General features: G+C 72.9%; 11 protein-coding genes. 2 read left to right on the forward strand and 9 right to left on the reverse strand.

From position 1 onward, the window contains the following. Nucleotides 1–69: 69 nt before the first annotated feature. Nucleotides 70–1,578 carry a carboxylesterase/lipase family protein gene (locus ACYUD3_RS11030; RefSeq protein WP_470967379.1) on the reverse strand — a complete coding sequence of 503 codons (1,509 nt, stop codon included), beginning with the start codon at nucleotides 1,576–1,578 and terminating at the stop codon, nucleotides 70–72. A gap of 158 nt (nucleotides 1,579–1,736) precedes the next feature. Between ACYUD3_RS11030 and ACYUD3_RS11035 the strand changes: the two genes are divergently transcribed. Together ACYUD3_RS11035 and ACYUD3_RS11040 are read left to right on the forward strand one after the other, a co-directional pair. Next, on the forward strand, nucleotides 1,737–2,336 hold the full coding sequence (locus tag ACYUD3_RS11035) for a TetR/AcrR family transcriptional regulator (protein WP_470967381.1): 600 nt from the start codon (nucleotides 1,737–1,739) through the stop codon (nucleotides 2,334–2,336). Nucleotides 2,337–2,417: 81 nt separating this feature from the next. Next, nucleotides 2,418–3,305, forward strand: a complete 888-nt coding sequence (locus tag ACYUD3_RS11040; RefSeq protein ID WP_470967384.1) for a LysR family transcriptional regulator — start codon at nucleotides 2,418–2,420, stop codon at nucleotides 3,303–3,305. Here ACYUD3_RS11040 and ACYUD3_RS11045 read toward each other — a convergent pair. From ACYUD3_RS11045 to ACYUD3_RS11080, 8 genes are all read right to left on the reverse strand, one after another. Continuing rightward, on the reverse strand, nucleotides 3,291–4,058 hold the full coding sequence (locus ACYUD3_RS11045) for an oxidoreductase (RefSeq protein WP_470967386.1): 768 nt from the start codon (nucleotides 4,056–4,058) through the stop codon (nucleotides 3,291–3,293). The genes ACYUD3_RS11040 and ACYUD3_RS11045 overlap by 15 nt on opposite strands. A gap of 108 nt (nucleotides 4,059–4,166) precedes the next feature. After that, the gene (locus ACYUD3_RS11050) at nucleotides 4,167–5,321 is read right to left on the reverse strand and encodes an ABC transporter permease (RefSeq protein ID WP_470967433.1); all 1,155 of its coding nucleotides are present in this window, start codon (nucleotides 5,319–5,321) and stop codon (nucleotides 4,167–4,169) included. 128 nt (nucleotides 5,322–5,449) lie between these two features. After that, nucleotides 5,450–6,160 (reverse strand): ABC transporter ATP-binding protein, encoded by a 711-nt coding sequence (locus ACYUD3_RS11055; protein WP_470967389.1) that lies wholly within the window; start codon nucleotides 6,158–6,160, stop codon nucleotides 5,450–5,452. A gap of 251 nt (nucleotides 6,161–6,411) precedes the next feature. Continuing rightward, complete coding sequence (locus tag ACYUD3_RS11060; RefSeq protein ID WP_470967391.1) at nucleotides 6,412–8,136, reverse strand: peptidoglycan-binding protein; 1,725 nt, start codon at nucleotides 8,134–8,136, stop codon at nucleotides 6,412–6,414. Between the two features lie 311 nt (nucleotides 8,137–8,447). Continuing rightward, nucleotides 8,448–9,410, reverse strand: coding sequence for a hypothetical protein (locus ACYUD3_RS11065; protein ID WP_470967393.1), 963 nt, complete (start codon nucleotides 9,408–9,410; stop codon nucleotides 8,448–8,450). A 68-nt stretch (nucleotides 9,411–9,478) separates the two neighbouring features. Further along, the gene (locus tag ACYUD3_RS11070) at nucleotides 9,479–9,892 is read right to left on the reverse strand and encodes a hypothetical protein (RefSeq protein WP_470967396.1); all 414 of its coding nucleotides are present in this window, start codon (nucleotides 9,890–9,892) and stop codon (nucleotides 9,479–9,481) included. 303 nt (nucleotides 9,893–10,195) lie between these two features. Then, nucleotides 10,196–11,032 carry a hypothetical protein gene (locus ACYUD3_RS11075; RefSeq protein WP_470967398.1) on the reverse strand — a complete coding sequence of 279 codons (837 nt, stop codon included), beginning with the start codon at nucleotides 11,030–11,032 and terminating at the stop codon, nucleotides 10,196–10,198. Nucleotides 11,033–11,063: 31 nt separating this feature from the next. After that, on the reverse strand, nucleotides 11,064–11,573 hold the full coding sequence (locus tag ACYUD3_RS11080; protein ID WP_470967400.1) for a SigE family RNA polymerase sigma factor: 510 nt from the start codon (nucleotides 11,571–11,573) through the stop codon (nucleotides 11,064–11,066). Between the last annotated feature and the right edge of the window lie 246 nt (nucleotides 11,574–11,819).

Here is an 11,819-nt window from a genome sequence, read left to right on the forward strand (position 1 = left end):
TGGGGGTGACGGGGGCCGGGTACTTCAGGCAACACCACGGGGAACGTCGAGTCAATCGGTTGATTTAAATCATGGGGCCGTCAGGAGGGGCAGCGGCTCGAAGCGGTGGTGCCGCCAGAGGCGGCGGGAGGTCTCCAGGGGGTAGGGGGCGGTGGACGGGGTGGTGTCGAAGATCCGGGTGAGGCGGCGCTCCGGGTCGTACGCGGGCCAGCCCGGGTCGCCTGTCGTGGCGAACTGCGTCCAGGCGGTGCGGAGTTGGGCGGTGAGGGTGCGAGCCTCGGCGGTGTGGTCCGGGCCGATGGCGACGGGGCCGAGGTGGGCGTCGTAGGTGCCGAAGAGGAGGGGGCCGTCGAGTCCGTGGCAGGCACGCAGGAGGCCGCCGGTGCCCGGGGACTGCCAGGCGAGGTCGTACAGGTACGCCGCCCCGCCGCCCTCGGTCTGGGCCTCGGCGAGCCGGTGGGTCGGCATGCGGAACAGCCAGTCGGACTGGACGCGTTCGAAGAGGTCCTCGGCGCTCGCCTCCGGGAACGCCTCGCGGTAGCCGGCCGGGCCGAACTGCCGTAGCGCTTCGGCCGCTTGGTCCTCGGTGACCTTGCCGAAGAGGCCGCCGAGGAGGAGGAAGGTGCGCCACTCGTCGCGGTTGTGGCCGATGATCAGGTCGATGTCGCGGCCGGCGCCCTGTGCGAGGCCCTGCCAGGGGGCGACGGGCAGGACGTCGCCGTCGACGACCGGGGAGAAGAGGGACTGGGTGTGCGCGAAGACGCCCCAACTCCCTTCGTGCTGGCGCATCTTGGCCTCCAGCGCGCGGCCGGCGGCAGGCAGAGCGCGCGGGTCGGTCCCGGCGAGGGCGTCGGCCGTCGGCCGCACTCCCGCCTCCGCCGCGATGAACTCGCCGACGTCGCGGGCGAGTTCGGCCGAGAGGTAGGTGCCCGGCAGGCTCTGTCCGACGGCCCGGCAAAACAGTCCCCTGGCGCGCGGCATGACCATCAGGGCGGCGATGGAGCCGGCGCCGGCCGAGTCGCCGAGGACGGTGACCTGGCCTGGATCGCCGCCGAACGCCTCGATGTTGTCGCGCACCCACTCCAGGGCGGCGACCTGGTCGAGCAGGCCCCGGTTGGCGGGGGCGCCCTCGATATGCGCGAACCCCTCTATGCCGAGGCGGTAGTTGAGGGACACGAACACCACGTCGCCTTCGCGGGCGATGTATTGGGCGTCGTAGCCGGGGCTGCCGGAGAAGCCGAGTTTGTAGGCGCCGCCGTGGATCCAGACCATGACCGGGCGGCGGGCGGCGGGGTCGGGGGCGGGGGTCCAGACGTTGAGGGTGAGCCAGTCGTCGCCGGTGTCTGCGGAGGGGGGACCGGCGTCCCGGCCGCCCATGAAGGTGTCCTGCGGGGCGGGCGGCCCGAAGTCGTACGCCTCGCGGACGTCGGTCCAGGGGCGTACGGGGCGCGGGGCCTGGAAGCGGGCGGCGCCGGTGGGGGGCTGGGCGTAGGGGATGCCGCGGAAGACGGCGAGGCCGGCTTCGGTGCGGCCTCGGAGGGGGCCGGTGGTGGTGCGGACCTGGGGGGTGAGGGGCACGGGGACTCCGTACGTCGTCAAGGAACCGGCGGGGCGGCCCGGCCGTCGGGTGGGCCGGAGAGCTGGCCCGGCCGTCGGGTGGGCCGGTGAGGCGGCCGTCGGGGGGCCGCCCTCTTTGACAGTTGCCTATTTTTTGACATCTGTCTACCGTCGAGGGCATGCAAGCCCGCCAGGACCGCCGCGTCCTCCGCTCCCGGACCGCCCTGATGACCGCCGCCGTACGCCTGGTCACGGAGCGTGGCACCACCGCCCTCCCCGTCGCCGAGCTGTCCGCCGCCGCCGACGTCAGCCGCCAGCTCGTGTACCTCCAGTTCGGCGACCGCGACACCCTCCTCGTCGCGGCGGCGGCCGATCTCGTCGCGCGCGAACTCCTCCCCGAACTGGCCGCCGCCGACGCCCCGTACCGGGCCCGCGTCCTGGCGACGGCCCGCCACTTCGCCCGTCACCGCCCCTTCTACCGCGCCCTCCTCACCGGCTCCTGCGCCTTCCCCATGACCCGCGAGCTGAACAGGCTCTTCGGCTCGCTGATCACGCAGGAGGGGCTGCGGCAGGCGTACGGGGAGCTGGACGCGGGCACCGTCGCGGACGTCAAGGAGTTCATCACGGGCGGGACCGGGGCGATCGTGAACGGGTGGCTCGTGGACGGGGAAGAGCCTTTGGACGCCGAGGAGTTGACGGATCGTCTGCTGCGGGCGGGGGCCGCGCTCATGGCGCGCCGGGCGCTGACGGCCGATGCGGGGGAATCCCTTCCGGCGTGACCGGGTTACCTGGTTCGACCGAACGCCGACCGAGCAGCGGCCGGACCACGACCGAGCTTTGCCCGACCCACAGGAGGCCCGATGAGCCTGCGCCAGTACGAGTACGCCCTGGCCGTCGCCGAGGAGGGCTCGGTGACGGCGGCGGCCGAGTCGCTGCGGGTCGCGCAGCCCTCGGTCTCGCAGCAGATCCGGGTCCTGGAGCGGGAGTTGGGGGTGAAGCTGTTCGCGCGGACCACGACCGGGCTGGTCCCCACGGTCGTCGGCCGGGCGTTCCTGCGGGAGGCGCAGGTCGCGGTGAGCGCCGCGCGGCGGGCGACGGCCACCGCGCGGGCCGGGGCCGGCGAGCTGACGGGCGAACTCACCGTCGCCGTCCAACTGGGCTTCGGTGCCCGCCAGTTGCCGAGGGCCCTCGGCATCCTGCGGTCCCGGTTCCCCCGGCTGGAGGTCACCGTCTTCGAGGAACCGTCCGCCGCCGAGCTGGAACGGCTCTGCAAGCGGGGGGTGTTGGACTTCGCCCTGATGGGGGCCTGCGACCGCAGCCCCCTCGACGCCCATCACCTCGGCGACGAGGAGTTCACCGTGGTGCTGGCCGAAGGACACCCCCAACTCTCCTCGGAACGCGTCGAGTTGAGCGCGCTGGCCGGGGAGCCGTGGGTGCGGTTCGACCGGGACAGCGCGCTGGACGCCGTCCTGCGGTACGCGCTCCAGGACGGCGGCCTCGACGCGGCGGTCACCGGCGCCCGGGTCTCCCAGACGGGGACGGCCGTGCGCTGGGCCGCGCACGGGCTGGGGGTGACGCTGGTGCCGAGGGCCGCCGTGCCGCACGGCTACGAGCACCTCGCCCGGCCGGTGTCCCCGGCGGTGTCGCGTCCGGTGATCGCCGTGACCCGGCAGGACGCGGGGCCTGCGGAGAGGGAGTTGCTGGAATTGCTGCGCCAGGAGAAATGGGGCGGGTCACCGGATCACTGAGGAAATTCCCCCCCCATCCACAACGAAATTACTCCCGGTCACCCACCCCGCCCGCCCGGAAACAAGAAACAGCACCGCCTGCGCGATATCCGCCGGCTCCCCCACCCGCCCCAGCGGCGGGACATCACCCGCGCCGACCGGACCCCCGGCCTCCCCCAGCCGCGCCCACTGCTCGCGCACCTTCTCCCCGCCCGGCGTGGCGACCCGCCCCGGGGTCACGGTGTTGACCCGCACCCCGAACGGCGCCAGCTCCAGCGCGAGCCCCCGGCTGTAGTTCTCCAGCGCCGCCTTGGCCGCCGTGTAGTGCAGGAACGGCCCCAGCGGAGTCCGTACGGCGGCCGAGGAGACATGGACGACCGCCCCCGCGCCCCGCTCCCGCATCCCCGGCACCAGCAGCGCGTCGAGCCGCACCGCGGAGAGGTAGTTGTGGTCCAGCGCGCCCTGCCACTCCTCGTCGGGAATGGACGCGGCGTCCTTGAACGGCTGCCCGCCGCCCGCGTTGTGGACGACGATGTCGACCCCGCCGAACAGCGACTCCACGGCGTCGGCGAGCACCCGCGCCCCGGCCGCCGTCCGCACGTCGGCCGCCACGAACCGGGCCCCTTCCGGCACCCGCCCCGACTCGCTGCGCGCGGACGTCAGCACCTCGGCGCCGGCGTCGAGCAGCCCCCGCACGACGGCCGCCCCGATCCCCCGGGTACCGCCCGTCACCAGGGCCCGCTTTCCCTTGAGCCCGCTGAATTCCTCGGTCATTTCCCTTGCCTTTCCGTTCGCGTGAATTCACGGTAGTTCCGGGAACTCACGCGGGGCAAAGACGAAATATGAGCGGCCCCTATAGAGAACTCCTATACCGATACGCCCTCACCGCCGCAGCGCCTCCGCCGGTTCGATCCGCGCCGCCCGGGCCGCCGGATAGAGCCCCGCCAGCAGCCCGGTGACCAGCCCGACGACGGGCGCGGCGGCGACGGTCGCCGGATGGACCACCGGCGTCCAGTCCCGTACGACCGCCACCCCCACCACCGTGATCACCCCGACGCTCGTCCCGACCAGCCCGCCCAGCGCGCCGAGCGTGCCCGACTCGGCGAGGAACTGGAGCGTGATGTGCCGCCCGCGCGCCCCCAGCGCCCGGCGCAGCCCTATCTCCCCGGTGCGTTCCAGGACGGCGACCAGGGTGGTGTTGGCGATCCCGACCGCGCCGATGACCAGGCAGATCGCGGCCAGCAGCAGGAAGAGCTGGCCGAGGTCGGAGGTGACCGACGTGCGCAGGTCGCGCGGGTCGGGCGGCGGGGTCGCCTTGAGGTACTCGGGGTGGTCGGGGCGCAGCGCGGTCGGCGCCTCGTACGCCACCTGGGCGGCGGCGCCCGTCCTGGTCGCCACCAGCATCTTCGCGCCGCCCTCCGCGGGCGCGCCCCACAACTGCCGTGCCGTGCCGCTCGGGACGACGACGCTGAGCAGGAGGTCGGCCTTGCGCTGGACGTCGGCGACGATGCCGATCACCGCGAAGGGCTCGTCGTCGATGAAGACCGCCGGGCGGGTGTCCAGGGTGGTGATGCCGAGCCGGGCGGCCGTGCCGGCGCCGAGGAGGGCGACCCGGGCCGCCGTGTCCTGCTGGAAGTCGTCGTACAGGCGGCCCTGCGCGAGCGTGGGCAGGGCCGCTTCGAGGGTGCCGGGGGAGGCGGCCAGGATCTGGGCCCGTTCGCCGGGCGCGTCGGCGAGCGGGGAGGCGCGGACCGTGTCGGAGCCCGTGGGCCGCACCTGCCAGTAGACGCCCGCGTGCCGGACGCCGTTCAATGCCTCGATCCGCTGGTCGGCGTCGTCGGGGAAGGCGTAGCCGGCGAACTCGTTCGTCTCGCGGCCCACGTCCTCGATGGTCACCTCGGTCGCGCCGAGCAGGTCGAAACGCGAGTCGATCTGCGAGGAGGCGGTGGCGGTCAGGCCGAGCACGGCGACGAAGGTGCCGACGCCCAGAACGGTGCCGAGCGCGGTGAGCGCGGAGCGGGCGGGGCGCTGGAGCATTCCGGCGAGGGATTCGGCGAGGAGGTCGCGGGGGGCGAGGGCGGAGGGGGCGACGGGCGGGCGGCGGCGCGATCGTAGTCGCAAAAGTCGCTTTCGTAGGGCCCAATTCCCCTTGCTGCGTGGGTAGTTCACTCAGCACCCCCCGCCTTCTCTTCCGTCAGCACGCCGTCCCGGATGGTCACGGTGCGTCCGCCGTGGGCGGCGACCGCCGGGTCGTGGGTGATGACGAGTACGGTCATGCCCTCCGCGTGCAGTTCGTCGAGCAGCGCCAGGACGCCCCGCGCGGTCGCCGTGTCGAGGTTGCCCGTGGGCTCGTCGCACAGCAGCAGCGAGGGCCTGGCCACCAGGGCGCGCGCGATCGCGACCCGCTGCCGCTCGCCGCCGGAGAGCCGGGTCGGCAGGGCGTCCATACGGTGGCCGAGCCCCACCCGGGTGAGGGCGGCGCGCGCCCGTGCCGTGCGGTCGGCGCGGGGGGAGCGGTTGTAGACCATGGCGAGCGAGACGTTCTCCAGCGCGCTGCGGTGCGGCATCAGATGGAACGACTGGAAGACGAACCCGATGTGCCGCCCGCGCAACGCGGCCCGCACCGCCTCCCCCGCGCCGGCGGCATCGGTCCCGTCGAGGAGATACGCCCCCTCGGTCGGCGCGTCGAGCAGCCCGGCCACATTGAGAAAGGTGGACTTCCCGGACCCGGAGGGCCCGATGACGGTGACGAACTCACCGCGCTGGACGGTCAGATCGCAGGGGCGGAGTGCGGGGACGGGAGGGGGGCCGGGGTAGGTGAGGCCCACTTGACGGAACTCGATGACTGGGGGGTGGGGGGTGGGTGGGGGTGGCATATCAGGCAGGGGTGGCGTGTCGGGCGGGGGTGCTGTGTCGGGCGGGGGTGCTGTATCGGGTGGGAGTGCCGTGCCGGGCGAGGGCGTCGTATCGGGCGGGGGCGGCGTACCCGGCAGAGGCGCCGTGCCGGGCGGAGGCGGCGTACCCGGCAGAGGCGCCGTGCCGGGCGGAGGCGGCGTACCCGGCAGGAGCCTCGTATCGGGCAAGGCCCCCCGCGCCCCCTCCCGGCGTCGGCCCAGCGGGCGCAGTCTCATCCGCCACCCCCGCCGGACGACCCCGCCCGCCGCACCCCCGTGACCACCAGCGCCCCCGGCTCCAGCCGCCCCCCGTCCACCGGCACCACCGCCACCTGTCCGTCCCCCTGCGTCCCCGCCCTGACCCGCACCCTGCGCTGCGCGCCGTCCGCCGCGACGACGGTCACCGCGCTCTTGCCGTCCGCTCCGACGGAGACCGCGGTGACCGGTACGACCAGTGCCGCGCCGTCCGTTGACCCGGCCTCGACGGTGAGCCGGACGTCCTGGCCGGCCAGCGCGCGGTCCAGCGGCTTGTCCGGCTTGACCACGACCGGGTAGCCCTGGGGCGCGGCCGGGGCGCGTTCGGCGTCGGTGCCGGCCGTGGCCGACGTACCGTCCTGCGGCTGGCCGGCGTCCTGGTTCTCGGCCACGGAGACGACCTTCCCCGGGACGGTCGTACCGGACCGCTCGTCCAGGATCTCGACCCGCTGACCGGCTCTGACCAGCCCCTTCTGCCGCTGTTGCAGATATCCCCGGACGACGAGCGCGCCGGCCGACACGGTCATCACGGCGCCGCTGACCCGCGAGCCGACCGTGGCGGACACGGAGTCCACGCGGGCCGGGAACCCGGACAGGAACACGACCTCGGCGGCCGGCAGCATCGGTCCGTCGGCGGCTTTGGCGTCGGCGAGAGCTTGACGGGCCGTCGCGAGGTCTTCGCGGGCCCATTTGAGGGCACGGCGGGCTTCGGCGACGGCGCGGGGGTCGGGGGCGGGGTCGGCGGAACTCTCGCTGGCGGAACTCCCGCTGGCGGAGCCTCCGTTGACGGAACTCCCGTTGACGGAACTCCCGTTGGCCGAGCCTCCGTTGGCGGCGCTCCCGCCGGTGGAGCTGGCGCCGGTGGAGCTCCCGCCGGTGGAGCTGGTGCTGGTGGAGCTGGCGCCGTTGGAGCTGGCGCCGGTAGAGGTGGAGCTTGCGGCAGTTTTACCGGTGCCGCTCCCGCCGGTGGCCGCGCCGCCCGTGCCCGTACCGCCGGTGCTCTTGCCGGTACCGCTCCCGCCGGCACCGCTTCCCCCCGTACCGCTCCCCCCACTGGAACCCGTAGGCGTAGCCATCGCCGCATCAGCCGCCGACTGCGCCTGTTCCAGGGCCCGTTGGGCAGCCCGGACCCCCTGTTCCCCCGCCTTGACCGCCGCGCCGTCGTCGACCGCCGGCCGGGGGTCGTAGCCGAGCCGCGCGTAGAAGGACCGCAGCGCCGCCTTCGTACCGGAGCCGAAGACACCCCGCGCGTCCCGGCCGGTGCTGTGCCCGAGGTCCCGCAGGGCCTTCTGCACCTGGGCGACGTCATCGCCCTTCGCCCCCGGCCGGAGGTCCCGGTACACGGGAAGCGCCCCCTGCATCGCGAACACCGGCCGCCCGGACACCTCCAGCAGCAGTTGCCCGGCCCGAACACTGCCCCCGGCACCGACCGGCAACTTCGTGACGACGGGTACGCCGCTCCCCTCCCCACCCGCCACGGGCGTCACGGTCACGGACTCCCCGGCAGTCGCCGTGGCCCGCAACACCACGGTCTCCTTCAACACCCGCCGCTCCACCGGCGCCGTCAGCACATCCGCGGCGGGCGGCCGAGTGTCGGCGGCAGCCTGGGCAGGCGACTTGACGACTTGCGCGGCACCGAACCCGGCCGCGGCGAGGAGGGCCGACCCAGCGGCAACGACGGCGACCCAGCGACGCCGGGTCATGTACGGCGCCCCTAGCTGCCCCGACGCCCCCAGCGACTCCGACACCCCTTCCGGCAACCCCAGTTGCCCTCGCGACTCCGGCGGGCCCGGCGGCTCCGAATCGCCCGGCACCTCCGGCGAAACCGGCAGCCCCCGCGCCTCCGGCGGACCCGGTGATTCCGGCGGACCCGGCGACTCCGGCGCCCCGAGCGCCCCCAGCTGCCCCGACGCCCCCAGCGACTCCGACACCCCTTCCGGCAACCCCAGCTGCCCTCGCAACCCCGGCTCCCCCTCCCCCCTCACTCCCCCACCCCTCAACTCACCCATCCCCCTCACCCCACCGACACCGCAGCGGAAGCTTTCAGCATCCCGTCGATGTCCGACTTCGCCTTGCCCAGCGCCTCCGCGTTCTGTTCGACCGCCTGTTGCTGGTAGGCGTAGTCGACGGCGAACCAGACGCCCACCACGTTGTGCTGCGCGCGGCACTGCTGGTCGGCGACGGCTACCTGGATCTCCTGCCGGGTGGGCTGCGGAGTCCTGGCCCACTGTTCGTCGCCGCCCGCGGCCAGCGGGTCGGGGTAGTCGTACCCCTTCTCCTTCATGCACGTCGACCACTGGGCGAACACCGCGCGGGTGCGGGCGTCCTGTTGGGCCTTCACCAGGGTGTCGAGTTTGAGGTCGGTGGAGAGCTGCGGGTCGCCCACGTCCCCCTCGACCGAACCGGTGAGCTTCTTGCGGGTCTCGCCGACGCAGCCGTGGTCGGGGACCGTCTGTCCGTTGACGGTCTGTCCGCCGGGGCCGAACTTCTCCTTGGGGTCGGACGATCCGCGCTCGGCGGTGAGCATCTCGGGCGTGGTCTTCTGGCCCTTGTTCCCCCAGGCACCGCCGCTCTCCTGCGCGGGGACGCCGCCCACGGGGTGGTACCCCCACTTCTCCGCCTGCTGGGCGCTCTGGAGTCCGAAGCGGCCGTCGGTGCGGGTGGCCGGGGAGCCGGCGGAGGCCTGTGACTGGGTCCGCGGGGGCGTGTAGTCGAACCCGAACCGTTTCATGCAGTCGGACACGAACCCCGCGTAGGCCTCGTCGAGAGTCCGCTTCTGCTCCGGGTTCAGCAGATAGGTGTCCAGCGGCATCGACTTGTCATTGGCGTCGGTGATTTTCGGGGTCTCGGTGACGGCCGGCGGTTTCCTGGATTTCTCCTTCGCATTCGCCGACGGACCACCCGAATCCGAACAGCCGGCCAGGAAGAACGGCACGCAGACCAGGAGAGCGGAAAAGCGGCGCGAAGTGCGGGACACGGCGATGCCTTCTTTCGGTGCCGGGGGCACGGACCTGGATCCGTACCCCCGGATCTCTTGGTCAGGAATCAGACGACCCGGCCCGACGCGTTGTTGTTCTTCATCGTGGAGTTGAGGTCGACGGTCGCGTAAGGCGCGACGCTCTGGCAGGCGACGTTGCAGTTGTAGCCGCTGTTGTAGTACACGCGGAACGTCGAGCTGAGCCAGCTGTCCACCGCCGCGGTGTGGTTCTTGACCGCGACACCCGCCCCGGAGCTGCCGTTTCTGCCGGCGCTGAAGTAGTGGCCCGCGTAGTCCGAGATGTCGTACCGCTGCACGAAGACCGCCCCGTACCCATAGGCCGAGGAGTTGTAGTACAGGCAGGCCTCGCCGACCGTGCAGTCGTAATTGATCGCTGCCGCCGCCGGTGACGCCGTCACCAACCCTGCGGTCAATGCGCCGCCCGCCACCGCGGCCGCCGCGATGAGTTTCCTGATACGCATGCCGATCCCCCTTTTTCCCGGTTCGGATTTCGGGCCGCGCTGCCCGCCGCCCGGAAATCGCTGCACCAAGAGTAGGTCTGGCTTCGGCAAAGAGCCCGGCCCTGTTTTTCAGGGGTGTCCGAAAATCGAGCGGTCCGGCCGGCTTCCGATGGGTGGCGCCCTGTAACTCGCCGCCCGGAATGTGGTCCTTCATTACAGAATATCCCCCAATGGAATCAAGAGTTCCATCTATATGGAATGTCCGACTCTGGCGCGAACCTTTTTCCCGATGGAGCACGGCGGAGCACGTTGGATCACGGCGGATCAGGGAACCGCCCCCTCCGCCGCCTCGTTCACCCCCGGATCGACCCACTCCTGCCAGCGCGGGCTCGTCGCGAGCTCCCGCACCTGAGCCGCCCGGTACCCGGTCCCGGTCGCGGTGACGACCACGCGGGTGCCGTCGGGGCGCAGTACGTCGGCGGTGAGCCGGGCGCCGTCCGTCCTGAGGAGCAGCACCGATCCGTTCCCGAGCTTGGCGATCGTGCAGCCGTCGTCCCCGGCCGCGCAGGAGTAGTGCCGCCCCAGCTCCGCGCGCCACGGCAGATGGGCCTGACCGCTCGGGTCCGAGGGCTTGCTCGTCGGCCGGCCGGCCCATGAACCGGCCTGCCCGCTCTCCTCCGCCTTCCGCACGAACCCGCCCTGGAGGGACACGGCGACGGTCCCGCCCCCGCCCGCCAGCGCGACCTCCCCGTACGTCTGCACGGCCGTGTACCCGGGGTCGCTGTCCCGCGCCTCGGTGATCGTCAACTCCGGTTTTCCCGGCAGGAGTTGGGCCAGCAGTGCGGCCGTCGCGGCACCGCTCACGGGCTCCTTGCCGGTCGGCGCCGAGCCTGCCGCGGAGGAGAAGTCGGGCAGGGTGACCGTACGGACCGAGCCCGCCGGCTGCGGCGGGGCGAGGAGCAGGGCCGCCGCGGTCAGCGCCGCCGCCGTCGCCGTACCCGCCGAGATCCACAGGGCCGTCCGCCTGCGGCGGCGGGCGCGGGTGCCTCTGGTCAGCGCGGCGGAGACCAGGAACTCGGTGCGCGGTACGAGGTCGTCCAGCGCGGTGTGGAGGGTGCGGGACAGCTCGGGGCCGTACCGCAGGTCGTCGTCGTGCGGCATGGGGCAGCGTCCTTTCCGGTGGCGCGAGGGGTCAGTGGACGGCGATCGAGTCCCGGCCGTCGCCGATCGTGCGGCGCAGTCTGGCCAGGGCTCTGCTGCTGCGGTTGCGGACCGAGCCGCGGGTCATGCCGAGGACGGCCGCGGTCTCCTCCACGCTGCGGTCCTCCCAGTAGCGCAGGACGACAACTGCGCGGTCCCGTAAGGGGAGTTCGGCGAGGGCGGCGAGGAGGGTGAGGCGCAGGGCGCTGTCGGGGGCGCCCTCGGCGGAGGGTTCGGGGAGGGCGGCCACGGGGTGTTCCGAGGAGCGGCGCAGCCGGCGGTGGGAGATATAGGTGCGCATGAGCACGGTGTGCGCGTACGCCTCCAGGTTGTCGGCGCGGCGGGCCCGCGACCAGGAGGAGAAGAGCTTGCCGAGCGCCGTCTGGACCAGGTCCTCGGCGAGGTGCCAGTCACCGCTCATCAGCAGGGCGGAGCGGAACAGCCCTGGTGTGACGGCGTGCGCGAAGCCTTGGAACTCGTCGAGAGCTCTTGCCGACGTCACCAGGTCCCGCCCTTCCCCCGCCGCTGCCGGATCCCGTACACCCGGTAGACGCCTCGGGACCCGGTCCGTGTCGCACCCGGGCCGGAACTTTTTTCGTTTCGGGCGCGGGCGCCGGGGCAGCACGCTATTAATTAACTCAAGTAATTTAATTGCCGGTTGCCCCCACCAGCCGCCTTCCCGAGAGACATCTCGCGTGCCTAACAAGTCAAGCCGCTGCGGCCAGAGCCACTGAATGACCGGAGGTGA

This window comes from Streptomyces sp. AMJ-169 (assembly GCF_055597585.1).